29 protein-coding genes are annotated in these 22,044 nt (G+C 44.9%); 9 read left to right on the top strand and 20 right to left on the bottom strand.

Annotated features, from left to right (window positions below):
* Positions 1 to 49: 49 nt before the first annotated feature.
* The 15 genes from ACOQO5_RS12065 to ACOQO5_RS12135 all read right to left on the bottom strand — a co-directional run bounded on the left by ACOQO5_RS12065 (position 50) and on the right by ACOQO5_RS12135 (position 10,653).
* A complete protein-coding gene (locus ACOQO5_RS12065) occupies positions 50 to 1,897 on the bottom strand; it encodes an SGNH/GDSL hydrolase family protein (protein WP_420581934.1) in 1,848 nt (615 codons plus the stop codon).
* Positions 1,897 to 2,190 carry a hypothetical protein gene (locus ACOQO5_RS12070; RefSeq protein WP_420581935.1) on the bottom strand — a complete coding sequence of 98 codons (294 nt, stop codon included), beginning with the start codon at positions 2,188 to 2,190 and terminating at the stop codon, positions 1,897 to 1,899. The genes ACOQO5_RS12065 and ACOQO5_RS12070 overlap by 1 nt, the downstream gene beginning before the upstream one ends.
* Positions 2,187 to 2,768: a hypothetical protein gene (locus ACOQO5_RS12075; RefSeq protein ID WP_420581936.1), complete on the bottom strand. Its 582-nt coding sequence runs from the start codon at positions 2,766 to 2,768 to the stop codon at positions 2,187 to 2,189. The genes ACOQO5_RS12070 and ACOQO5_RS12075 overlap by 4 nt, the downstream gene beginning before the upstream one ends.
* A 13-nt stretch (positions 2,769 to 2,781) precedes the next feature.
* The gene (locus ACOQO5_RS12080; RefSeq protein ID WP_420581937.1) at positions 2,782 to 3,870 is read right to left on the bottom strand and encodes a hypothetical protein; all 1,089 of its coding nucleotides are present in this window, start codon (positions 3,868 to 3,870) and stop codon (positions 2,782 to 2,784) included.
* A gap of 10 nt (positions 3,871 to 3,880) precedes the next feature.
* Entirely contained in the window at positions 3,881 to 4,477 is a 597-nt protein-coding gene (locus ACOQO5_RS12085) for a DUF6046 domain-containing protein (protein WP_420581938.1), read from the bottom strand.
* Positions 4,478 to 4,621: a hypothetical protein gene (locus ACOQO5_RS12090; protein ID WP_420581939.1), complete on the bottom strand. Its 144-nt coding sequence runs from the start codon at positions 4,619 to 4,621 to the stop codon at positions 4,478 to 4,480.
* Positions 4,622 to 4,626: 5 nt separating this feature from the next.
* Positions 4,627 to 5,061 carry a hypothetical protein gene (locus ACOQO5_RS12095; protein ID WP_420581940.1) on the bottom strand — a complete coding sequence of 145 codons (435 nt, stop codon included), beginning with the start codon at positions 5,059 to 5,061 and terminating at the stop codon, positions 4,627 to 4,629.
* Positions 5,062 to 5,082: 21 nt separating this feature from the next.
* The gene (locus ACOQO5_RS12100; protein WP_420581941.1) at positions 5,083 to 5,511 is read right to left on the bottom strand and encodes a hypothetical protein; all 429 of its coding nucleotides are present in this window, start codon (positions 5,509 to 5,511) and stop codon (positions 5,083 to 5,085) included.
* Between the two features lies 1 nt (position 5,512).
* Positions 5,513 to 6,769, bottom strand: coding sequence for a DUF2586 family protein (locus tag ACOQO5_RS12105; RefSeq protein WP_420581942.1), 1,257 nt, complete (start codon positions 6,767 to 6,769; stop codon positions 5,513 to 5,515).
* A gap of 2 nt (positions 6,770 to 6,771) precedes the next feature.
* Positions 6,772 to 7,194 carry a hypothetical protein gene (locus ACOQO5_RS12110; protein ID WP_420581943.1) on the bottom strand — a complete coding sequence of 141 codons (423 nt, stop codon included), beginning with the start codon at positions 7,192 to 7,194 and terminating at the stop codon, positions 6,772 to 6,774.
* A 28-nt stretch (positions 7,195 to 7,222) separates the two neighbouring features.
* On the bottom strand, positions 7,223 to 7,516 hold the full coding sequence (locus ACOQO5_RS12115; RefSeq protein WP_420581944.1) for a hypothetical protein: 294 nt from the start codon (positions 7,514 to 7,516) through the stop codon (positions 7,223 to 7,225).
* On the bottom strand, positions 7,516 to 8,094 hold the full coding sequence (locus tag ACOQO5_RS12120) for a hypothetical protein (protein WP_420581945.1): 579 nt from the start codon (positions 8,092 to 8,094) through the stop codon (positions 7,516 to 7,518). Before ACOQO5_RS12120 ends, ACOQO5_RS12115 begins: the two co-directional genes overlap by 1 nt.
* A gap of 1 nt (position 8,095) precedes the next feature.
* A complete protein-coding gene (locus ACOQO5_RS12125) occupies positions 8,096 to 8,347 on the bottom strand; it encodes a hypothetical protein (RefSeq protein ID WP_420581946.1) in 252 nt (83 codons plus the stop codon).
* Positions 8,348 to 8,424: 77 nt separating this feature from the next.
* Complete coding sequence (locus ACOQO5_RS12130; RefSeq protein WP_420581947.1) at positions 8,425 to 9,405, bottom strand: hypothetical protein; 981 nt, start codon at positions 9,403 to 9,405, stop codon at positions 8,425 to 8,427.
* A gap of 27 nt (positions 9,406 to 9,432) precedes the next feature.
* Complete coding sequence (locus ACOQO5_RS12135) at positions 9,433 to 10,653, bottom strand: Clp protease ClpP (protein ID WP_420581948.1); 1,221 nt, start codon at positions 10,651 to 10,653, stop codon at positions 9,433 to 9,435.
* Between the two features lie 181 nt (positions 10,654 to 10,834).
* Here ACOQO5_RS12135 and ACOQO5_RS12140 point away from each other — a divergent pair, with 181 nt between their 5' ends.
* The 9 genes from ACOQO5_RS12140 (at position 10,835) to ACOQO5_RS12180 (ending at position 19,246) form a co-directional block, all read left to right on the top strand.
* Positions 10,835 to 11,326: a hypothetical protein gene (locus ACOQO5_RS12140; RefSeq protein ID WP_420581949.1), complete on the top strand. Its 492-nt coding sequence runs from the start codon at positions 10,835 to 10,837 to the stop codon at positions 11,324 to 11,326.
* Entirely contained in the window at positions 11,319 to 12,851 is a 1,533-nt protein-coding gene (locus ACOQO5_RS12145; RefSeq protein ID WP_420581950.1) for a hypothetical protein, read from the top strand. The genes ACOQO5_RS12140 and ACOQO5_RS12145 overlap by 8 nt, the downstream gene beginning before the upstream one ends.
* A gap of 2 nt (positions 12,852 to 12,853) precedes the next feature.
* Complete coding sequence (locus ACOQO5_RS12150; RefSeq protein WP_420581951.1) at positions 12,854 to 13,075, top strand: hypothetical protein; 222 nt, start codon at positions 12,854 to 12,856, stop codon at positions 13,073 to 13,075.
* A 6-nt stretch (positions 13,076 to 13,081) separates the two neighbouring features.
* Complete coding sequence (locus ACOQO5_RS12155; RefSeq protein ID WP_420581952.1) at positions 13,082 to 13,534, top strand: hypothetical protein; 453 nt, start codon at positions 13,082 to 13,084, stop codon at positions 13,532 to 13,534.
* Positions 13,535 to 13,586: 52 nt separating this feature from the next.
* Positions 13,587 to 14,834 carry a phage portal protein family protein gene (locus ACOQO5_RS12160; RefSeq protein ID WP_420581953.1) on the top strand — a complete coding sequence of 416 codons (1,248 nt, stop codon included), beginning with the start codon at positions 13,587 to 13,589 and terminating at the stop codon, positions 14,832 to 14,834.
* A 50-nt stretch (positions 14,835 to 14,884) separates the two neighbouring features.
* Positions 14,885 to 16,153 carry a phage minor head protein gene (locus ACOQO5_RS12165; RefSeq protein WP_420581954.1) on the top strand — a complete coding sequence of 423 codons (1,269 nt, stop codon included), beginning with the start codon at positions 14,885 to 14,887 and terminating at the stop codon, positions 16,151 to 16,153.
* A gap of 100 nt (positions 16,154 to 16,253) precedes the next feature.
* The gene (locus ACOQO5_RS12170; protein ID WP_420581955.1) at positions 16,254 to 18,125 is read left to right on the top strand and encodes a phage tail tape measure protein; all 1,872 of its coding nucleotides are present in this window, start codon (positions 16,254 to 16,256) and stop codon (positions 18,123 to 18,125) included.
* Positions 18,125 to 18,661, top strand: coding sequence for a hypothetical protein (locus tag ACOQO5_RS12175; protein WP_420581956.1), 537 nt, complete (start codon positions 18,125 to 18,127; stop codon positions 18,659 to 18,661). The genes ACOQO5_RS12170 and ACOQO5_RS12175 overlap by 1 nt, the downstream gene beginning before the upstream one ends.
* A 3-nt stretch (positions 18,662 to 18,664) precedes the next feature.
* Positions 18,665 to 19,246: a hypothetical protein gene (locus ACOQO5_RS12180; RefSeq protein WP_420581957.1), complete on the top strand. Its 582-nt coding sequence runs from the start codon at positions 18,665 to 18,667 to the stop codon at positions 19,244 to 19,246.
* On the opposite strand, the gene ACOQO5_RS12185 is transcribed toward ACOQO5_RS12180, so the two are convergent.
* The 5 genes from ACOQO5_RS12185 to ACOQO5_RS12205 all read right to left on the bottom strand — a co-directional run bounded on the left by ACOQO5_RS12185 (position 19,243) and on the right by ACOQO5_RS12205 (position 22,043).
* The gene (locus ACOQO5_RS12185; protein WP_420581958.1) at positions 19,243 to 19,461 is read right to left on the bottom strand and encodes a hypothetical protein; all 219 of its coding nucleotides are present in this window, start codon (positions 19,459 to 19,461) and stop codon (positions 19,243 to 19,245) included. The two genes, ACOQO5_RS12180 and ACOQO5_RS12185, sit on opposite strands and share 4 nt — an antisense overlap.
* A gap of 133 nt (positions 19,462 to 19,594) precedes the next feature.
* Positions 19,595 to 20,071, bottom strand: a complete 477-nt coding sequence (locus ACOQO5_RS12190; protein WP_420581959.1) for a hypothetical protein — start codon at positions 20,069 to 20,071, stop codon at positions 19,595 to 19,597.
* 885 nt (positions 20,072 to 20,956) lie between these two features.
* Entirely contained in the window at positions 20,957 to 21,343 is a 387-nt protein-coding gene (locus ACOQO5_RS12195) for a hypothetical protein (protein WP_420581960.1), read from the bottom strand.
* The gene (locus ACOQO5_RS12200; RefSeq protein WP_420581961.1) at positions 21,337 to 21,630 is read right to left on the bottom strand and encodes an acyl carrier protein; all 294 of its coding nucleotides are present in this window, start codon (positions 21,628 to 21,630) and stop codon (positions 21,337 to 21,339) included. The genes ACOQO5_RS12195 and ACOQO5_RS12200 overlap by 7 nt, the downstream gene beginning before the upstream one ends.
* Positions 21,627 to 22,043, bottom strand: coding sequence for a hypothetical protein (locus ACOQO5_RS12205; RefSeq protein ID WP_420581962.1), 417 nt, complete (start codon positions 22,041 to 22,043; stop codon positions 21,627 to 21,629). Before ACOQO5_RS12205 ends, ACOQO5_RS12200 begins: the two co-directional genes overlap by 4 nt.
* Position 22,044: the final 1 nt, after the last annotated feature.

Here is a 22,044-nt window from a genome sequence, read left to right on the forward strand (position 1 = left end):
CTTAATTTATCTGACTTGCTATAAATTATTGTGACTAGTTTGTTTTTCATCATCCCATTATCTGAATTTGTTCAGCAATTAATGGTGTTAATAAAGAATAGCCATCCTCATTAAGATGCAGCCCATCAATTGTATTTATTCTTGGAGCAGATTGTTCTGGAGCTGTGTCGAAAATTTCACTAACATCAATAAATGGGATGTTCCTAGAATTACATTCTATCAGCATCTCATCCATGTAGTCTGTAACCGTATCGCCATTTCCATTAACCCCTCCGTTACTATCAACACCTCCAAAGTAATATGGTGTAGGTGAGCAGAATATTATCTGTGCATTTGGAATGTATGTTTCGAAAAAATCGAAAATCTTTTTCAGGCCTCCAATTGTTGAACCATCTCCTGATGTACTGGATGCGCTTCCTATCGGTGCATCCGACAAATGATCATTAACTGACATCATAACTATAATATCAGGGTTCAATACCAAGATGCTTTCAGTGATTGGAACGGTGCTTAGGCCAACTGCCCACGAGTAACCAGAACCACCAGCCCTAGTAACCTCGTCGCCAGTCAAAGTTTCAAGTTGGCTTTCATAAAAAGCACTGTCAAATGATACGGTTATACTATCGCCAAAACATACAATGTTATTATTCGTTATCAACCTGTTTTTGAAAGCTCTTACCGAGGTGTTATAAGCCGCATTATCAAAACCAATAGCCGATGCAGTCAGCCAAGAAGATACCGCTCCTTTAAAATGCAGTACGATGGAGCCTAGCTGATCAAATGCCAATATTGGCAGATTAACGTTTGGCTGCCCGGCGGAAGATTTTGTCTCTGTTTTTATCAAAACCCCGTCCTTATATGTTTTTTGATTGGAAGAGTCCTCCCTACTGATAGCCATTACGACATCCATTAGATCAGATTCGGTGAATGCTGTAGCAGACCCCCCGTTAACCCTATTTTGCACCTGTGTTTGAGTTGGGAAATAAACAGTTGTACCACTTCCATTTGGAGAGTTTCCACCAAAAGCAGCAGCCCCGCCAACATGCCCCATGACATGAACTATGTAAATTGCATCGTTTAAAGTTTGTTCAACTGAATCTATAGATGGTGTAAAATCAGAGTCAATGAATCCAGTACTACCATCTCCATTGGCACCGTGCCTATTCCAAGTAACCGTTCCGCTTACGCTGCCTGTTTTGGACTTCAATCCAACGAGTCCATTTGTTGACCCAAGGAAGTGTGCATAAAATTCATCAATTTTATCTAAAATACTAGCCGCATCTAAGTCTATTATAAATAGATTAATTGCCCATTTTTGAAGATCAGTTGGACTTGTCATCCTTTCAATCCAATCCTGAGCTTCAGTATGAATGGTGTACAATTCCAAAGCAGTACTCCATTCGCTATCATTTTCACCTTTTGCTCTAAGTCTTATAAAATACCGTGTACCGTCATCACGGGCTGTAACAGAAATTTGGGGCATAGCCTCATCTTTAGGAGAGGTAGTACTGAAATCAATGACACTAAAATTGACCTGCTTACTCACCTGCCATTCAAACTCATATTCTTGACCATCTGAGTTGGATGTAGCTACTACTGTAAACCCACTTGTAGTAATATTGGAAGCTACCAAATTAGATGGCGCAACTAGATTAAGTGGTGTCTTTGTGGCGGTCGCCGTAGCCACACTCACTTTATCCCTTTTGAATGCCCTCAGTATCGGATCATTCTGATCGACGGATTTCAATGCCAGAGCAGAGCCTGTATTAGGACGTACACCCAGCTCCACTGGGTTGTCTCGCTGTAAGGCGATCACACCATCCATCCACTTACTGCCATGCTCTTGTATAGCTATGTCAATCAGGTTTTGCCGTTGTTTTACGATTACCTCAGCCATCACTCAGCGTTTACTCTTATACATCCATCCTCATCCAGGTACACCTTTTTCACCTTAAATCCATCCTGAGAAACTTTGCTCTTAATCTTCAAAAGCATCTCATTCAGCCTGTCGGTACTGGAGTTGATATATCTACTCGCACCTACGGCCATAGTCGGACTGAACCGATCCTCTCCAGGGTGCGTGTTGATCGTGAGACTGATATGCTGATGAGCAGCGTTTCCACGCACAAAATCACCATCCTCGATCTGGAAGGTGAAATTATCATTGAGCATATAGTCTGTTCGTTTCATTGTTTTATTCGGTCGTTTTCAATGTCAGCATCACTAGACTCAGTAAGCGTACTCCATCCTGACAGCGCACCTTTCAAAGCAGCACCACCATCATTAGATGCAGGTGTCCATCCTGAGAAAATCTGCGACAGGTCGTTGATCTTTTGCTCGATCAAGTTGAGTCGCTCAATTACTTTACTAGTAATCGGTATTCCTCCGAGACTTCCACCGTCAATCACTACGCCTGTACCTGTAATTACTCCGGTGGTTTGACCAACTTTAAACCGCAATTCAGACACCTCACGTACCTTTGCTACATAGACATCATCTGGATTGTCCTTGATGGCTTGTACTAGCACCGTACTGTCTACCACAGGTAGTGCCACCAGATAGCTGTCCACGTCATCTACTACCGAGGTAAACCTGGCAGTGATGCTGAAATCCTCATCCTCGTAATCCGCAGGTCTGATCTCACAGGTCAGCTCATCAGAGTCTACGGACACCACTACAGCCTCATAGCATTGCCCCGTCTGAAAGATTGGCATGTTGCTTTTGATAAGCTGCCAAAGCAGCGCCCGTATCTCTGAATCCTTCGCCATTTGAGTTACGAAGCTATACGTTTAGCCCTGGTACTACCTTGCGTCTAATTGTTGGCTTCTCTGTGATGGTCAGTACGGTTTCATCCACGATCACACGCCTGGTCTCTTTGGTATAGATCGGATCATCTATAATCACCGTATCGCCATGTTTGATGAATGGTTCACCAAAGGCCATGACTTGCCCATCCAATCCGTTGCGTTTGAAATTCCTCAGCTCCTCATTGGCATACTGCGTCAGTTGATCTTTTGTGATCGGTGGATAGTTCCTGGTATGCACCTCTCCGGTAGGGTCGCCGACCTCTACGATGAGCTTTTTACCACTCTTTAGATTGCTAATGGCCTTGATCTTTACTTTTACATCATCCTCATTCTGATAGGTTAGATTCCATCCGTTTTTCGGCACATTCGTCCCAAACCTCAGCACTGGTTTCAGGTTCGATTCATCAGCGGTATATGATCCATAGCCTGGACGATAGCCTACTATCAACTGAGGTTTATTATTACCCTCTGGATCGATAGTGAAATAAGCTGCAAAAGGTAATTCATCCTTGATTTGCTGTAGTATCTGCGCACCCGTGGCCGACCTGGCAGTAAACTGATCATATAGTGGCTCAGTGTCAGTGATACTAACATCAAAGTCATAACCATCAGCTCTCATCTGATCGATGTTATCACCCGTCAAAACCTTATTCACAATGTCCTTGAGTGTAGGCTCTTTGAGTGAAAAGGTATGTGCATCGAGCTTGAGTAAATACATATAGTCCTCACATTCTATCCGTAAGGGTACATTCTTACTTACTGACCGTACAAAGCCCTGAAACTCCATATTCATATTAGGTGAGTAGCCAGTAGATATGATCACTCGATCACCTTTTTTGATGTGATCATTTAGCTCTGTGAGCGTTTGATTGTCTTGTCGTACTACTACATTTTTAGGCATGTCAATAGTAGCCACATCCGTCAGGTTTTTCCAGCTAGAGGTCACTTGTACTTGATTGATCTCACTGAATGGTCTGAGGTTTCCTACCTCACAGCGCACGTCGGGATTAAACACACTCATAAGTATGAGGGTTAGGGTTAATACTACATTTAGATTTTTCATAATACATCGTTTATGGTTCAAAAATTGATAACTCTACTGGTCGAGTCTCTCTGGCATAGATCACGAAAGGCTGACTATCACTGTAGCCCTCGATGGCTGGCAAGGATAGAGACTCTATAAACAGTCGGTCAATATTGAAATACAGAAACATCCGACTGCTAATCACTTCTATTTCTGTATCTGGCTGGTACACTTCAAGCAGCTCTGCTAGTTGATCCTCTGGATACTGCCCGTCATTATTCCACAGGATGCCTTTGATCTTAAAAGCTGTAGCCTTACTACCCGCCGCCTCTATCACACTCTGGCCGCCAAAAATTTCAGTTTCGGTTTTCTTCTTTTGAAACGACGGGTCTACCATCGGATCATTTGGAAACGTGTACTCTACTGGATCATCCTCTAGCGTCTTGATCTTAATCGAATCCCAAAGCGGAGTACCAAACTTTGATTTACCAAAGGGAGCATCTTGCCCCTGGAATATTCCTTGCCTCTCGCTAAATGGCAGGTTCTTGTAGATACCAGAGTTGACTCCAGCGGCATAGCCTATCAATCCATTAGAAGGGAAGGCCGCTAAAAAGCGTTTGGTGATTTCTACCTGATACTCTGCCATTTAATCCTCGTATTTGATGCCTGGTATTTGATTGTTTTTCATGAGCCACTCAAGCTGTTTTGAATTTAGTAGCCAGTCCTCATCACTGAGGATCGCTGGGTCTATATTGAAATGTAGCTTGAGCAGCGCATTGTTTTGATCCATCCACGTTAAGGGTGGGTACTCCTTGAGAGCTTTTTTGTACGTCCCTGGCCTCCCACCAGTACGTTACTGAGCTGCTCCATAAAGGACATCATCAAAGCCCTTTCTTTCTTGATGCCCTCGTAGCCTCCCAACCATATACTATTCAATAGTAACTTAGCTGCATCGAGCGGCACACGCTCAGCCTTGCGTAGATACTCATTGAGTACCGGCGGTGGAGGGTCTTTCACTATGCCTAGTACATACTCCTCGTACGTATCATCAAGTGGTACTTCAAAGGCGTGTACCTTAGCCTCGCCATGCTTATCCAGGCACTGATCAATAAACTCCTGGGTAACCCCAGACCTTTTCATAATGGCTAGAGCTTCCTCCTTTTCGAGCTGCTCTGCCGTTTTTTCTTTTTTGCTCACTGTAGTAAAATTTATGTTTGAAAAACTCCCCATATTTCAGGGGAGTGTTAATGTTTATACTGGTACGCTAAACTTGATATCCGAACAGATGCCAGGTACAGTCTGGTTAATCTCCAGGTCTCCCTGTGATCCACCACGTCCCCACTCAGTCCATTCAAAATCCTTGATGATGTCCGCCACCACCTGCTCACCATTATCGTAGACAACAGGTATGTCAAATGGATCGAGATCAGTAGGGTCAAAGTCCGCTCCATACTTGGTTTGCAAAGCCCTCTCAATGGCTACGCATTCCTCCATACCGAGTATCATATTGACTTCGTATTCCTTGCCACCTCTATGACGGCTCACAATACGCTCACCTCGCCCTTTTCGGTTCGACTTTTCGTGCGTCACCTTGTAGGTCAATTCTGATATAAACAGTGGCACATTACCCAGTATCACTGCATCTATATCCTTGTATCCGAATCCTTTTTTGATTGCCATCTTATAGTTGTTTTACAAGTCCAATTTTTACCTTGATCGTGCTGGTAGACCCATATGGTACTCCTTTAACAGCCATATCCAATTGACTGGTCGGAGGTAGTAGGTTACTATCCTTGTCAATGATTACTTCACGGCCACTGATCTTGCCATCCAAGTCCTGATCAATTCGCTTCTCGGCAATTGCCTTGAAATCAGCCACCACCACTGTAGGTAACTTGCCTGTAGTTGGGTTCACAGGTTGCGGCGATTTCACTCTACCAATCAAAGCACCATAAGCACTCATTGCCATAGAGTCCATTGTCCTACCAAACATCTGATAAGCCTCATTCATGTTACCCTCTACATCTACCTCGATAGGTGTACAGGTGTGGTCATTGTTCCAGCGGTAACCATCCACTCTAGGGTAGGTCTGTGGAAATATGTAGCCTTTACTATCGAGTAGCTCCCAGTCTTCCTGATAGTCTTCTACATAACCGTGGTTACTGAGTCCGGCAGTCTCCCATCTTTCGGCAGCCACGTCCGTCAAATTGAACTCATCGACCCAGCCGATATTTTCATTGATCTCAGCGGCAGCGATAGTACCCAGGCAAGTACCTACAGCAGCGTAGTTGTTGAAGGCAGCATCAGACTCCGCAAAGTCCCAATCCTGACCCACCACCACACTCACATTAGGGGCTTTCACATTGGTGATATCCCTAAGATTCTGCGCTCCACTCACTGGAGGAGTGAAGTATTTGCCCTCCAGGACAATACGTGTCGGGAACATTTTACCAAATGCCCAATCCACCAAAGCCTGAGCTTTAGGGATTGCGTCCATTACTTCCTCCCACACTCCGTCTACTATAGTAGGTACAAATGGGAGAGTCGGGTTTCTTGCGATACCAATCTGGAACGCATCACCATTAGCTCCATTGATCAGGCCTTTACCGATAGTTCCGGCCACGTCTACCATCTCCTCCATGGTGGTCGACTGAGCTACTCCATACAGGTAGAAGTCTACACCACTATCTAGTCCGACCTCCTCGTAGAACTCTACAATATGATGATAGAGTACTACAGAGTTAGCTACATCATAAGCATCATCGATACCCAGTATATCCTCAGCATCCTTGACACTGTTGATCTTATAGAGTTTGTTGAGTGCAAACGTACTCGCCACCGCCACTGCATTGGCGATCAGCCCAGAAATCCTGCGATCTCCAAGCGTCACGCCTACAGCGGGCTTCTCTTTTGATATGATTACTCCTTTGGTGCTCATGATTACTTAGCCTTGTTTGCTTCTAAATACTCAGTCACCTTGCCCAGTAGGTTAGCCTCTTTTGCATTAGAGGCGAATTTCACCTCACGGGCGGTGAGCCAAGTCTGAATCTGCGGGATAGTCCACGCCTCAGTAGGGTCACCATCAGGCAGCGCAGCTATGGCAGCTTCAAGCTCGGCTTTAGCAGCCGCTTCCTCTTTAGCTTTTTGCTCAGCATCAGCCTTGGCTTTTGCTTCCGCTTCGTCTTTGGCTTGCTGCTCAGCTTCGCTTACTGGACGGTTGATCGTTTCGTACTCTTTTTCCGAGTCTTTCACATGATCGTCTGCACCGTCTTTCTTAGTGAAGTAGATCGGCTCACCCTTCACCTTGTACAAGGCTTTTAGCTTTGGGTTATTTTCGAATAAGGTTTTTGCTTTATTGTCCATTGTTATGGGTTTTAAGTTCAAAGTCTATTTAAAATCCCAAAGCACTGAGTACTTTGAAATGATGCAGGGCAAACCATACACCGCCGACTACCGCCAGCTTTGCCAGGTCATCCCATTTGATTTCTCGCAGGTCTTTGATGTTGACCTTGCCATCCTGATTGATGTCCAGTACTCCCCTAAATGCTGATAAGGGCATGGATTCGATGGTACCGCCCACGATCACCTTTTTTATCGTCTTAGTTACTGGATTAGTGTCAGCAGTTACCGACAATATTTTGCCCAGGATTTTACCGAAGGCAGTTTCTTTAAATGGCTTTTTCATTATGAATTGAAGTCTATTAATGTGTAACTAAAAGAGTTGCCATATTTGGCCGCACTCCTTTTTAAAATCTCTATCACCGCTATGTGATCCTCGTCGAACTGACGCACTTGACATCCGGCACTATAGGCACCTACCTTGTCTATCTCATTATTAAAGCTGGTGGTGTGCATATTCAAGCCAGTCACGTCAGTGTAGGTCTTACCTTCATAGTCCAACTCACCATCCTCATCACCATCTCGCCACACCTTGAATGGCATTCCTTTTTGTACCAGTGCTGGGTAGCCTTTGTGCTCACCCAGCATCCAGCAGCCTGGATATTGTCCTGGTTGCAGAATGGCTGTGCCGTTGGCATTGCCTTTCTTGCTCTTTAGCCAGTATAGTCCTGGTTTAGTCGTGCCTTTGTGTTCGATCACAACAGGGTTACCCATATCATCTCGAAAGGCGATACCCAGGATATCGTCAAACTCATTGACGCTGCCTCGTTTCCTGATGCCGAATAGGTTCACATTGTATGCGCCGTGGTCGTAAAATCGGTGTCCGAGTGCTTCAAATAATTCTTTGACTTCGCTGTAGATCATTTCAATTCTTGTTTAAAAACATGACTATCTTTTCCCATGACAGTACACTGGTTAGGAACGTGGCTACTACACCAGAAAACCACACCAAGCCTTTCTTGAATCGCTCTAGGTTGCTGATCCTTAATTCATGATCCGCCCTGATTTCCTCATCAATCTTTTGTCGTTCGATCAGACCGAGTGTGCCGTTTTTCTCATCGCCGTAAAGCCCTCGGTGGATATCTTCAATGAGTTGCTTTTGTGTCTTTCCTGCCATTGTCAGTCAGTAACTTGTGCGGGCTACCTAGCAGGTAGTCCCGCACTGCATTTTGAGAAAATATGAATGTTACTGTCTTATGTGGTGACTAGGGTCTCAACAATGTTGACCACACCACGATTGTCTTTTCTGAGCTTAGAACCACCTGCAATACAGTTGGTGCTCATGATATCAGACTGATACTCTGGGTGCTTCAACTGGATGAACACCTGGGCAGCACCTTTCGCTCTGGTCACAAACTTCTCATGCCAAACCATGATACTCAGATTATTGTCGATAGCACCAGCGTAAGTCACACCTCCAGGGCTACCGTCGTCATCAGGTACAAGCCCCTCTGGTACTGGAGTTGCAGTATCGTCGTATTGTACAGGGAAGTCATCAAGGTCTACCCAAACCTCCATACCCAAAATGTTTCCGATTACGCCTGATTTGATTGGCATTCCATTTCTGTCAGAGATGAAATCGTACTTGATAAACTCCTCGATCTGAAATAGCTGAGGTAGCATAGTGACAGGCACTAAAACCTGACGGCCTTCCAATGGCACTTTATCAGTATTCAACTGGTTCCAGGCGTTTAAAAAGTCCACGTAAGCCACAGACTTTCTTGTGCCAGTAGCTCCAGTAGCTCCAGCAGCTACGTTGGTAGCACCAGTGGTTCTGATGATACGCTCAGCTTCTGTGGCTGCCCATTGAGACTTTAAGTCCATGGCTACATCTTCCTGCAAGGTTTCCTTGTGCGCTTCCATAGTCGCCGAGCGCAACTGAGGATTAGATAGCATGGCCTCGGTGAACACGATAGCCTCAGGGTCAGTGGCAAATTCAGAGATGTCGTAGCTCTTTTTCGTCAAGGTTCTGCGCACTGCATCAATCTTGAGATTGACCTTGTTTTTTCGAGACTTAGGTTTGCCGCTGAATTGGTCAACCTGTACGGATTTCCCTTTCACGTAAGCGTCATGGCTCACTGATTTCATCAGCCAGCTATCATTCGGAAACAACAGCTTTACCAACTCTTTAGCATAGATGATCTGTGCCGTTTCTATTTGAGTTTGAATATTCATTGCTTTTTATTTAGAGTTCTTAAATACTTACTTTTTGGCGTTGGACTCCTGCTCGGGATCGTATGCCTCGATCAGCGCGTTGAACTTCGCCTCGTCCTCATCCGCCAGAGCAATCAATCCCTCTGGATCGTTCTCTTGCCATGCCTGATAGTTCCAGTTCTCACGCTCTTTTGAAAGTGAGCCGTCAGCGTCCTTTTTCTTCTGGCGTGGAGTCACCTCTATGTGAGCCTCTGGTACTGGGATTTCTTTGATAGAGGCAATCACCTCCTCATTGGAAGTCATGGAGGCCAGTTTCTCATAGTGGCCTCTTTGGCTCTCAGAGATTCTGCCATCTTTCACCGCAGCGGTGATCTCCTCGGTCAGCGCATCGCCTTCCAGCTCAGCTATCCTTGCTTGCAGTTTGATCGCTGTGTCAGCCGATGCTTTCAACTCTTTGATCTTGGCTGAAAGCTCACCGATAAATGTTTCCTCGCTTCCGTCAGCAGTCGCAGAGTCACTGAATGTGATGCCGTGCTTTGCCAGCATCAAAATGAATTGTTCCTTTTTCATTGGATTTTTATTTTGATTAGAATGTGGTGACCCATCGTCAAGCCCAGCGGCAGGATCATCAATAATGTCTGTAAGTGAATTGTCGTAAAACGCCACCATTTCCTCAATGGAAGCGGTAGCAGGTGCAGCTTTAATATTGGAATCGTACACCTCATGCACCAAACCAGCGTCAAAAGCCTCTTGACCAGAGAACCAGGTGTTTTTACCCTCGGCCAGCCAGTTGTCCATGACCCATTTAGCGTCACGGTCTGGGTGCTTCCATTGGATCGCCTCAGCGTAGATTTCAGCAAGCGTTTCATTGAGGGCATTCAGGTCTTTACCTACCTCAATCATTTTGTTGCCTGAGCCTTCTACTTTGCCATTGCCCTGGTGCATCATCATCCTCGCATTTCTAGCCATACGTCTGTGCTTACCTACCATGGCTAAGGCACTACCCATAGAGGCGGCTAAGCCTTCTATATCAGTATTGATCGTGGCCTTGCTTCGCTTGGCTCTATTATAAAGCTGTAAGCCTTCGTAGATTCCACCACCTCCAGAGTGTAGGATCATATCAATATCGGAGTGCTTAGACTCCAGGACTGACAACTGAGCGTTGAAATCTTTGGCATTGATATCTTTCCATTGGCCGATGTTTCCAATCAGTCGCCACTCCACAGGTTTACCCGCTTTTGCTACTATGTTTTCAAACCACTTGCTCACTTGATTCTCATGTTTGTTTTGCGTTTTACAACAAATAATGAGACCAAAGAAATGACCGTTTTTTATGCCCTGCAAGAGGCAAAAACAAGGATTGAAGGCTATCACGCAAGCATTGTAAACATGGGTTCAATGCTTGTTTTTCGGGTTAGATTCTCAGTGATTTTACCCTCTATTTTGTCTCATGGCATTAAGTAAAGATTCAATAAGAGCAAAGGCTCACGACCTGTATGTGTACTCTGATTTTAACCAGCAGGAGATATGCGATATCTGCGAGATCAGCGACAAGACGCTGAGGGAATGGATAAAAAAACACGGCTGGGAGGAGGAGCGCAAACAGAACTCTATCACCACGCCTAAGATCATAGCGGCACTCAATCAGAGGCTCTACGAGCTGAGCACTGAGGATGATGGTAAAGCCATGATAGCCAATGCCGACAAGATCAGTAAGATCGCAGCGGCTATCGAAAAGCTCAAAGGCCGTGAGCTATACCTGTCCAACTATATAGAGGTGTTCAAGGACATCACCAACTGGCTGTTTACACAGGGCGACAGTCAAAAGATGCACCTGATCGATGGTGATGAGGTGGTAGTAGATGGTGTACAGGCAGCCAAAATGCTCAATGCCTGGATGAAAGATTTTATCAATGTGAAAATACACGGCTCTAATGGCTAGACTGCAAGGCATCACACAAAAGGAATACGACAAGTGGCTGGCGTTTTGTGACGAGGTACAGCAGAATACCTCCTATAAGCTACATGAGAAAAAGCATGAGCGTGAGGCACGGATAAAACACCTATTGAGGTCTGAAAACTACGGTGAGTTTTTCATGTACTACTTTCCTGATTATTGTGACCAGGGCAAAACCGAATGCGCCAGGTATCAGGTCAGGAACGCTCAGCTTTTGCACGACAATCCTATCATTACCCTCATGCAAATACACCACCGTCAGTCTGCGAAATCCACTCATGGAAACATGGGCTATCCGCTGCACCTGATGTTTAATGATGATATGTGGTTTATGATCCAAATGGGATTCAATCAGGTGAAAGCTGCCCGACTCATTAGAGACATACAGACCCAGCTCCAGTTTAACCAGCGGATCATTAATGATTTCGGCGTACAGTTTTCTCATGGCGATTGGTCTGAGGGTTCATTTAGGACTACCAAAGGAGTAGCCTTTGAATGCCTGTCATATCTACAAGACCCAGCTGGACTCCGTGACGGAGCTAACCGACCAGACTACTGTAGTGTGGATGATGTGGACAACCGAAAGAAAGCCCGTAATCAGGTAATCATACGTGAGGCTACTGATAATATCATTTCCAACCTGAGCGAGGCCATGCGGTTTGATAAGCGGCGCATGGTAATCAATAATAACCGCAAGGTGAAAAACGGAGTGATCGATACCATCATAGATGAGATTGGTAAAAAATCAACTACCAAGATATCCCTTGTTAACGCCGTGGATAAGAAAGGACGATCCACCTGGCCGGAACGCTACAGCGATCAGTACTGGAAAAAGAAGAAAGAGGACTCCACCTACCGAGTATGGGAGCGTGAATACATGAACAATCCTATAGAGGATGGCTATATTTTCAAACCTGAATGGATCAGGTACAAGAAGCCACTGCCATACGAGGAGTATGATGCGCTGGTTGCTTATGGTGATTTGTCTTACACAGATAGTGGCGACCTCAAGTCCATACACCTGGTAGGTAAGAAAGGTCGTGAGTTCCATGTATTGGAAGCTTTCAACAGACAGACTAGCACTACCAACGCTGCCCGATGGTTGTACGATTTGTACGAGGACAAGCTGAGGGGATTAGATGTGGTCTATATCATAGAGGCCAATTTCATCCAGGGCATGTTCTTGAACGACTTCGACGAGGAGGGTGATCAGCGAGGATACTACCTACCCATCAGGGGAGACAAGCGACAAAAGGGCAACAAGTTCGACCGGATAGAAAATATGTCGCCAGTATTTGAGCGGGGCTATGTATGGTTCAACGAACGCAAACAACGTGATCCTGACTTTATGACCTGCGTCGATTGTCTCATGGCCTTCGAGAAAGGCAGCGGTGCAAAGGATGATCCACCTGACTCTCTGGAGTCGGCCATCTTCGAACTAAACAAGCGAGCCGCCAACCACATCGATCGTGTACGAATAATCAAGCGAACATCAAATTTCATTGACTGATCATGATAGAGTTTATTGATAAAAATGGGAATCAAGTTCATTTAGTAAATGATAGTACTGAATACAAATTCCTCCCTAGAGTTGGAGAAAGAATTTGGTTATTATCTGAAAATGAACAATTCGAAAATTCAAAAGTGATTGACATCATTCACTGTATCGCTGCAAATAATGAGGGATGGCCGAAAATAAAGATTGAACCTTTTATTCCTAATAAAGAAAACTAGAATAATATGGCACTAAAATTCATACATACCGCAGACTACGCAGACATCATCAACACGGAGGAGCTGGATGTGATATCAAACAGCAACGCCGATACGATTGCGAGTGCGGAAAAGAAGGCAATAAGTAAGGTCAAAAAGTACCTACTCCGCAAGTACGATACAGATACGCTATTCACAGCCATAGACGATACAGACGTAGGTACGACCAACGACACCAGAGATATTACGCTGGTAGAGTACTGTATCTACTTCACTCTGTACATTCTGTACACTCGAATCGCCAAGCGAAATGTACCGGAGGATCGGTATGAACAATACAAGGAGGCACGGGATTTTTTCAAAGACGTGCAGCAAGACATGATCACTCCAGGCTGGCCGCTACTGCTCAATGCAGACGGCGAAACAGAAAGCCCAGGAGTGCGCATGTGGAGTGGTCACTCAGATGATTACTACTACTAATCAATAAACAGTAAAGAAACACGCCGTATTTGTCGGTTTAAAGTCGGTTAAAATGAACTATCTAAATAAACTAGTCTTATCATACGTAAACAGTACCGAATCGCTTAGAGCGCAAATTTTGAAGGATCACCAGAATGATGAATATATCAAGCTGATGAAACAGCAAAAAGTACTCAGCAGAATAGAGGTAAAGCACTGGAGAGGAGCGCACCAATGCGCCATAGATATTGACCGACCAGACAGATCGGAGCTGATGGATGTCTTTGACGATGCAGTACTAGACCCGCACCTCATCACTACGCTACAGACCCGCTTTCTAAATGTACTCAATATCCCTGCGGAGATATACGACCTGGAGTCTGGAGAAACTGATAGCGATCTGACGCCACTGATCCAGAAGAAATGGTTTTATGATGCCACTCGCATGATCTTAGAAAGTATTCCTTTCGGATTCACGCCAGAGCAGTGGTCTTTCAAACCAGGTAAAGACCTCCAGTGGGAAGTAGCCAGAGTAAGAGTATTCCCTCGTGAGCACTGCGTACCAGAGTGGAATGCCATACGACCTGATGTGAATGGTGATGAGCTGATCTATCTGCACGACGAAAAGTACAGCAGGCACTACATGATCATAGATAGTGGCGAGCTAGGCTTGTTGCTGCCAGCCTCACGATACACTATATTTAAGAAATACGCCATCAACCACTGGAACAGATACCAGGATATATTTGGCATACCTCCGGTTACAGCCACCACTAACAGCAGAGACGAGGCTATATGGGACAAGATAGAGACCAACCTAAAAGCCATGAGCAATAGCCTGGGCAGTATATTCCCTGAGGGTACGGATTTGAAAGTACACGAGAATACGAACACGGACGTGTACAATCTATTCCTACAAGCTGCCAAGTATGCAGACGAACAGATCAGCAAACTATTCCTTGGTGGTAGTGGTAGCACAGATGAAAAGTCTCACGTGGGATCGGCTGAGGTGCACGAGCGCACCAAGAACGATTACACCAAAGCAGACGTGAGACTGTGCGAGCATATCTGGAACGACAAGTATTTGCCATTCCTGACGAGCTGGGGCTATCCACTCGAAGGCAAGGGCGTCCGATTCAATATGTCTAGCAAGCTGAAACTGGCAGACAGTCAGCTCGCCATTGACACCTGGATAGGTGAGAACTTCGATATTGACGAGCAGTATATAGAGAAAACCTACGGCACACCAGTGATAGGTAGAAAAACAAGCGGTACAGCACCAGACACCGACCCTGCAAGCTCCACGAGCGAGGGAAAGTAGAAACCTCAGCGCATTTTGAAGCCCTCAGCGTTGAGGACATAGAGGCCAGCTTGAATGAACTATACATCTTGCCCGTAGGTTGTAACCACGATCATAAGGCTAACCTAGACCAGGAACAATCGGCAGAGGTAGAGGCCGCCTTCAATAAGCTCGTAAAGCAAGTATGGGATCAGGTAGTATCTACAGGACTAGCAGAGCTTACGCAAGCGGTAGGACGAGTGATCTATAAAGGATTCAATAAGAGCTTTATCAATTACAATAGACCGGACTATGTAGCTCTGTCTCATATTCGTGCCAATGTGTTTGCATTCAGCCACGCCAAGAGTCTGGTAGAAATGAAAGCCCTAAGCAATCTGGTAGTTGACAAGGACAAGATCAGGTCTTTCAACGACTACAAGGTAGAGGCTGCCAAGATCGGCCAGCAATTCAACACCAACTATCTACGTACCGAGTATGAGACGGTGGTAGCCTCAGGACAAATGGCTAGAAGATACCAGGACATCATTAATGATAAAGAGGTATTTCCTCTGCTCAGATGGGATGCCGTGAACGATTCCAGAACACGACCAGAGCACCGAAAGCTTGATGGTATTATCCGTCCGGCTGATGATCCGTTCTGGTACAGCTACTGGCCTCCGGCAGGATATGGCTGTAGATGCGATGTACAGCAACTTAGGACAGGTAGAGTGACCCCTAAAGCAAACGCCTTCGCCAAGGCTAAGGACGTGGTAAATAACAAGAGTCCATTCATTGGCAATAGCGCAGTGCAGGGTGAGGTGTTCGGGATCAATCATCCCTACTTTGGAGAGAGCCAGATTAAACGTAAAACGCTATTTGATCTCAAACCCAAAGACTACGGTCTGCGGTCGATTGACAAGATTTACAGCAAGTCAAATCAACCAGCATTAAAGCAGGGTTTCACCAGCAAAAAAGGATGGTTAGACCATTTCGCAAAGCTCTATAATCAGATGGATGGACAGGGCGGGAATATTACGATTACAGATGCATTAGACAGACCACTACTAATGAGTGCGGACGTGATTGGATCAGATCACTCGCAGTCCAGGTATGGATTAGGTGGCTCTATTTTAGATGTACTCACCGATCCTGACGAAGTGTACAGCAATTACCACAAAGGCAGCAGAGATGCTAAAAAGCTCTTTGGGTTCAAATACCTCAAGTTCTACAAGGATAAACCTGTGATTGTAACAGTAGTACCGGAAGGAACTAATATGAGGGTGAAAACAGTCTATCAGCCAGCTCTTAATCAGGTGGGCAAGGATAGAAAAGGAATACTACATTATGTGGATAGGTACTGAAATGACAAAACCCGTCGAGGATAGCTATCTGCTCGTGATTAACGAGGGCTGAAACTCAACGGGTTTTCAGCAAATATACGAACATTAAAATAAAGAAGTTATGCGAGGCATACGAATAGGTGTACTGTACGATCTCAAAGACAAGCTGAGCGGTGGCCTCGGTAGGATCAAGGAGCGCATGGCCAGTGTGAATAAACTACAGCAACAAGCCAAGCTCAAAACCAAAGAATACTTTGGATCATTCAGTAAGGGTATCAAAAACGCCATGCCCTCATTGGACAAGTTCAAAGCCAAAAACGCTCAGATGTTTGAGGCCATCAGCGACCGTGTACCCTTTCTGGGGCAGCTTGGAGGGCTGCTCGCCAATCCGTATGCGTTGGCCGTGGCCGCTGTAGTAGCCCTGTCTGCCGCCGTATTCAAACTGGGCGAGCACATGGTCGATATCACGAAGGATATCAAAGACAATCAAAAGGTAGTTCAGGCCACTTTTGGTATCACTGATCAGGAGCTAAGAGACACGACTGCCACGGTGATGGCTCTGAGCGACACACTCAAAGTTGAGACGGGCGAAATGATCAAAGCAGCCAATGCATTACAGCGTGAGTACGCCGATACAGGACTCACTATTAGCGACAGTCTTTCCTTAATAAAAACCGGACTGCAAGCCACAGGCGGGCAGCTCGACCTAGAGGAGATCAAAGAATACGCCAGCCAAATGAAAGCAGCTGGACTCAACGCACAGGAGTTTATTGCTCTGAGTGCCACAGGCAAGCAGCAAGGGCTATTCAATGACAAAGCGGTGGATGCTGTGAAAGAGTTCAATCTGAGATTGAAAGAAATGACACCAGCAGCCAAGGATGCCCTAAAGAATCTCAAACTAAGCCCTGATGCCATTCTCAAGGGATTAGACGATGGAAGCCTGAGAACTATTGACGTGCTACGTAAGGTAAGCCAAGCTATGGCTAATGTAAATACACAAGCCAGACAGACTGCCATAGCTGACCTATTTGGGGGAGCTGGAGAGGATGCTGGTGAGCGATTTCTCCTAAGCCTGGGTAAAATAGACCTGAGCATAAAAGGTATATCGAAAGGCATGGAGGGATTGATTGCTCACCAAGACAAACAGATTGCACTCAATAAAGAGATCAGGATGCAGCAGTCGAGGTTTGCTGATGTGATCCAGCCAGCCATCAAACAATGGGAGCTTTTCAAACTAGGTGTGCAGGAGGTATTTTATGGCGTTCTGGCCGATGCTATGGACTGGCTAAAAGGTGAGTGGGATAAACTCAGGCCTATCATTATGATCATTTGGAAAGCCTTAAAACTTGGTATAGTACCCACTGTAATAGCTATCACCGTGGCCGTGAAGTTGCTAAGTGGTGCTTTTAGTCTGGTTGCCAGTACCATCCGAGGTACGTACAATGTTATTAAGTTCTTTTTCCAACTTATAGCTGATGGTATCCAGTGGGTGTACCAGGCTCTAGGCGGTGAAGGTAATATATGGGATAAGATATTTGGTAAGCTCGATCAGTGGAAATACAAGGTAAAAGTATTCTTTGAAGATATAGCCAAGTTTGGCTCGAATGCCTTCTCATTGTTCGAGGCTTTACTAGAGCGTGATCCTGCCAAGATCAAAGCTGCCTATGACAATATAAAAGCATTCAGCTTTAGGGATTCTGATGCTATGTATCAAGCCTCTAAGGTGGCTCAACCTGACAAGGTAAGCGAGGCATTCAAGGCCGTACAGCCGCCAGGACAAAAACCAAACACCGACGAGCTAGAGGATGCTGACAACTCAACAGTAGCCTCAGGGACTAGCCATGTGCGCAATGTGACGGTAAATATCGGCAGCCTGGTAGAGGGTGGTATCAATGTAACTACTCAGACTATACAGGAAAGCGCACAGGACATCGAGGAAGCATTCACCAGCATATTAGTGAGAGCCATCCGAAACGTAGAACAAACGATCTAGTGAAAGGCAGTACTGACATAACAAGAACCCAACGAGCGATACAAAAGGTGTACCGCCAGACTCCTACGCTTGTGGGCGGAATGTCTGTGCAGTTTTTCAAAGATCGTTTTGCGAGGCAGGGCTGGCAGGATCGGGGGTTTGAACGATGGGCAGACCGAAAGAAAAGAGAGCGAGGCAGTCGCAGAGCCATCGGCACAAAGACCGGGAGGCTAAAGCGTTCGCCCAGGGTTTTTACCAAGACCAGGAACAGGGTGTTTGTGGGTACAGACGTACCGTACGCACAGCGGTTTAATGAAGGTTTCACAGGTACGGTGACTCAGCAAGTAAGAAGTCATAGAGTGCGAGAACATGGCCGCAGGGTACGAGGTCAAGAGCAAACCGTGAGTGAGCATACCAGGAGCGCACACAGTCGCACACAGCAGGTAGATCAAGTGGCACGGCCATTCATTGGCGAAAGCCAGTTTCTAAATAGACGAATACAAATGAACCTGGAACACCAGCTTAGAAAAGAGCTGAGGTTCTTGAAGAACATTTAAATTATGGAACATCTTATATACACCGCCATAGCAGACCAGCTCATGAGCCAGGCATCCAAGGACTACATGGATGCTCAGAGTTTGCCACAAATCAAATCAGTGGCTTTGTTTAACAACCAGTACCGCTACGAAAAACAAGAGATCGCCTATCCGCTACCTGCGGTATTTGTGGAGTTTGGGGCTGCTGTCTATGAGCCACAAGGCCGAGAGACTGAGGACGTGGACGACCGGATCAGAATACACATTGAGCAAAAGAACTTTGCCAGCACGGAGTACAATAGCCACAACAAGGCCATTGCTTTGGAAGTACTCAAGGTAGTAGCTGCTGTGCATGTGATCATGGTACGTACAGTGATCCCAGGCGTGGGCAAGCTCTACAGAGTAGGCCGAGAGCTGGACACTGATCACGGCAATGCTCCAGTACATATATACGAGTATGCCATCCAGTACCTGGACTGCTCTACGGATAAACTGGCTGACTATGACGAGACCACTGCTGATAGCGTGGACTTAGGACTCACTAAGCAACTAGTGGATCATATTGGTTTACCCGATACGGATGATGATAGGTATGTTATAGACTAGACAGCTACCGCAGCCACTTCCTTACTATACAGCACATGCTCTATGGCTCTTATGCTGAGGTAGAACTTTGCTCCGGTACGAGCGGTCGCCATCTTGTGTAGGGTACTTACAGGCACTAGTTTGTTGTCAGGGTCAGACTTTAGCCGTGATAGTTCGGCATTAAAGTAGTCTTTAAGGTCTATGTCTCTTTGTCTGATCAGTTCTTTGTCTCGCATATATGGTATGGCTTGCCTGGCGTGTTAAGTATTGCTGACATTCAAAAATACGTAAAAATCACCGAAAGGTGCAAGCGCATAAAAAAAGCCCTCTATCTGAGGGCTTTTGAATTTAATCTTTTAGGTACTTTTCTCACCTGATAAATTGAATTGATCCTTTAATTTTAGTCTTAATTCTGTCACCAAAAACGAAATTTAATTCCTCAGAAGTTTCATTTACAAAAAGATCATGGCCTTGGTTTGCTCGCCACCTTACTGCCTCGGATTCACCAAATTTCACATCTAAAAACTTAATGACATTAGGTGTAGTTTCTTTGTAATATGAAACTTTAATGACATCGCTTGAGATTTCAACAAAACCCATCTCATCGGTTTTTACCACAAAGCAGCCAGGGATTGTTTTCTCATCCAAAAGCTCATCAGTTCCCACTCTATATGCTTTAACAATTGCTGCATTATAGACGCATTCAGTAGGTGTACTTTCTTCGACATGGGTGGTGGCATCTTCTGAACCGCCGACAATTGCACCAATAATGGCAAAACCACCCATTAATGAGGCGAAAATAATGAGTAATATTTTACCTGCTTTTCCTTTTTTCTTTTGTTCCATTTTAGAATTATTATAAGTGAAGTCCCAAACGCTGATGGGACGAAATTAGTTAAATTTTATTGACTATAAATCGAACGCTTGCTAACAGTCGCTCATACACCATGCTCGTGCCTCGCACAGTGCATAGCTTGGTGTTGGGGCTGAATTGCCTCGGCGATACACCTCCACTTCGAACCTCCACTTGCTGCCGCTATAGCCTAAAGCACTTAATCTAACTTTGTACTAGAGGCGCAGATAGCTACATAAATATTGAAATTATTCATACCCGATGTATGGATATGATTTATCTAGTTCAGCGTAATTTCCACACCCTTCGCAGTAGTGAGGGTATTTTGGGGGCATAGATGTTAGAACTAATCCCGTAGGAATCATATCCGATTTTTTACAATTATCACAAGTGTATGATACCCTCACTACTTTTACTTCTTTTTTAGATTCCATAATTTCAATATTTATTCCCACTATCTTAATTCAGCCCCAACGCTCGGTGGAGATGCGACCATCTCGAACCTTGGAGCTTACACTTATTTTCTGCCTTGCCGACCCAACTCACCCCAACAAAGCGTAAGGCGAATATGGCCACATCTAAGGCTTTACGTCTGGAGAGGTTGTCAAACTTCTTGCTTATAGCAATAGAAATTATGATTCAGAGTATTTATAAGCAAAAGTTTCACCATGAGTAAATGATATTCTACAATCTTCTTTCCTTACCCGATGAGCCTTGCGGTGATTCATGATTCCTAAATGGTGAAACTCTTTCTGGCACGTATGACAGTAACAGTTTTTCTCTCTCGTAATAGTTCTACCCATAATTCCTATTATTTAGTTTAAAATTCATTCTACTACTCTCACCGATGCGGCCAGACTCGCCTTACCCACCGAGCGTTAGCAATCATTAAAGCATGCCAACCAAGCAAACCATACTCGTCTCTTATGATATATTTCATCCCATTGATTGGTATAGGCTTCACGCTCAAAGACAACCCCTCGATAGGCTGCCTCATGATCCTTGCCATTCAGTCTGAGTAGAAGATAATGGCCTCCATATATCAGCAGAAACCCTATGATCAATGTCTCTACACATTGCTGCCAGTGAATTGATTCGTGCCGTACAGTCTTTCTCCACACTCTATGATCATTATCCATGACTGATGGCTCAGGTCTATTGATAAAAATAAACGGAAAGAAGAAAAATCCTGAGATTCCAAAGCCATTGATCTTAGACAATAGCTTTAGGAATCTTGGTGCTACTATTGGTTTGATGATCAGCATTTGTCCACCACATTATTAGACCTATCGCCGATATCTTCCATTATTGGCTCTTTTGCCAATAGGATAGATTCTACCGTCTGTACAAGCTGACCGACGGTCTGTATATCATCCACCAGCTCGTCTCCGATGCTGATCTTAAATTCACATTCCAGCTCTACGATTAGCTCCACTTTGTCCAGCGAATCAAGCCCTAAATCTCCACTTAATGTGTTCCTAACATCTACCTCATGAGGCTCATCATGCAGGTCATTGATTTTTTTAAATACTCTTTGTTTTACGTTGTTCATGGCTTTCTATTAATTACTTCCCTTAATGATTCAAGTCTTTCAAATTCCTCAGGATGCTTTTCTTTCATCCAACTGTCTTTTTTGGAATTATAGAATAGCCAGCTTTCTTTGTTAAACTCCTCTATTTTATAGTCCATCTCATTCACCTCAAATCCAGTATCCGGTAAAGAGGCATGTGTCATGTTCGGCCAACCGCCATTTAGCAACTTGTGAACCCCAATACCAAACTGATTTGATATCACAAAGGATTGCCCTGATACAGTTGTGATTCTTATAGATGGTATTTCAGCTTGACCACCACATTTATCACACAAATAATTGTACCACCACAATGGTTTTTCTTTATTCTCACTAACCGTAGAGCATCCAAATTCTACTTTAACAGGTTCTCCCTGCCATTGATATTTACTCATA

It is taken from the genome of Reichenbachiella sp., from assembly GCF_965223055.1.
In the GTDB taxonomy this organism is placed as follows: domain Bacteria; phylum Bacteroidota; class Bacteroidia; order Cytophagales; family Cyclobacteriaceae; genus Reichenbachiella.

Excerpts from the sequence above, each read along its gene's own strand:
- ACOQO5_RS12065 (WP_420581934.1), bottom strand. The coding sequence starts at position 1,897 with ATGGCTGAGGTAATCGTAAAACAACGGCAAAACCTGATTGACATAGCT.
- ACOQO5_RS12070 (WP_420581935.1), bottom strand. The coding sequence starts at position 2,190 with ATGAAACGAACAGACTATATGCTCAATGATAATTTCACCTTCCAGATC.
- ACOQO5_RS12075 (WP_420581936.1), bottom strand. The coding sequence starts at position 2,768 with ATGGCGAAGGATTCAGAGATACGGGCGCTGCTTTGGCAGCTTATCAAA.
- ACOQO5_RS12080 (WP_420581937.1), bottom strand. The coding sequence starts at position 3,870 with ATGAAAAATCTAAATGTAGTATTAACCCTAACCCTCATACTTATGAGT.
- ACOQO5_RS12085 (WP_420581938.1), bottom strand. The coding sequence starts at position 4,477 with ATGGCAGAGTATCAGGTAGAAATCACCAAACGCTTTTTAGCGGCCTTC.
- ACOQO5_RS12090 (WP_420581939.1), bottom strand. The coding sequence starts at position 4,621 with ATGGATCAAAACAATGCGCTGCTCAAGCTACATTTCAATATAGACCCA.
- ACOQO5_RS12095 (WP_420581940.1), bottom strand. The coding sequence starts at position 5,061 with ATGGGGAGTTTTTCAAACATAAATTTTACTACAGTGAGCAAAAAAGAA.
- ACOQO5_RS12100 (WP_420581941.1), bottom strand. The coding sequence starts at position 5,511 with ATGGCAATCAAAAAAGGATTCGGATACAAGGATATAGATGCAGTGATA.
- ACOQO5_RS12105 (WP_420581942.1), bottom strand. The coding sequence starts at position 6,769 with ATGAGCACCAAAGGAGTAATCATATCAAAAGAGAAGCCCGCTGTAGGC.
- ACOQO5_RS12110 (WP_420581943.1), bottom strand. The coding sequence starts at position 7,194 with ATGGACAATAAAGCAAAAACCTTATTCGAAAATAACCCAAAGCTAAAA.
- ACOQO5_RS12115 (WP_420581944.1), bottom strand. The coding sequence starts at position 7,516 with ATGAAAAAGCCATTTAAAGAAACTGCCTTCGGTAAAATCCTGGGCAAA.
- ACOQO5_RS12120 (WP_420581945.1), bottom strand. The coding sequence starts at position 8,094 with ATGATCTACAGCGAAGTCAAAGAATTATTTGAAGCACTCGGACACCGA.
- ACOQO5_RS12125 (WP_420581946.1), bottom strand. The coding sequence starts at position 8,347 with ATGGCAGGAAAGACACAAAAGCAACTCATTGAAGATATCCACCGAGGG.
- ACOQO5_RS12130 (WP_420581947.1), bottom strand. The coding sequence starts at position 9,405 with ATGAATATTCAAACTCAAATAGAAACGGCACAGATCATCTATGCTAAA.
- ACOQO5_RS12140 (WP_420581949.1), top strand. The coding sequence starts at position 10,835 with ATGGCATTAAGTAAAGATTCAATAAGAGCAAAGGCTCACGACCTGTAT.
- ACOQO5_RS12145 (WP_420581950.1), top strand. The coding sequence starts at position 11,319 with ATGGCTAGACTGCAAGGCATCACACAAAAGGAATACGACAAGTGGCTG.
- ACOQO5_RS12150 (WP_420581951.1), top strand. The coding sequence starts at position 12,854 with ATGATAGAGTTTATTGATAAAAATGGGAATCAAGTTCATTTAGTAAAT.
- ACOQO5_RS12155 (WP_420581952.1), top strand. The coding sequence starts at position 13,082 with ATGGCACTAAAATTCATACATACCGCAGACTACGCAGACATCATCAAC.
- ACOQO5_RS12160 (WP_420581953.1), top strand. The coding sequence starts at position 13,587 with ATGAACTATCTAAATAAACTAGTCTTATCATACGTAAACAGTACCGAA.
- ACOQO5_RS12170 (WP_420581955.1), top strand. The coding sequence starts at position 16,254 with ATGCGAGGCATACGAATAGGTGTACTGTACGATCTCAAAGACAAGCTG.
- ACOQO5_RS12180 (WP_420581957.1), top strand. The coding sequence starts at position 18,665 with ATGGAACATCTTATATACACCGCCATAGCAGACCAGCTCATGAGCCAG.
- ACOQO5_RS12185 (WP_420581958.1), bottom strand. The coding sequence starts at position 19,461 with ATGCGAGACAAAGAACTGATCAGACAAAGAGACATAGACCTTAAAGAC.
- ACOQO5_RS12190 (WP_420581959.1), bottom strand. The coding sequence starts at position 20,071 with ATGGAACAAAAGAAAAAAGGAAAAGCAGGTAAAATATTACTCATTATT.
- ACOQO5_RS12195 (WP_420581960.1), bottom strand. The coding sequence starts at position 21,343 with ATGCTGATCATCAAACCAATAGTAGCACCAAGATTCCTAAAGCTATTG.
- ACOQO5_RS12200 (WP_420581961.1), bottom strand. The coding sequence starts at position 21,630 with ATGAACAACGTAAAACAAAGAGTATTTAAAAAAATCAATGACCTGCAT.
- ACOQO5_RS12205 (WP_420581962.1), bottom strand. The coding sequence starts at position 22,043 with ATGAGTAAATATCAATGGCAGGGAGAACCTGTTAAAGTAGAATTTGGA.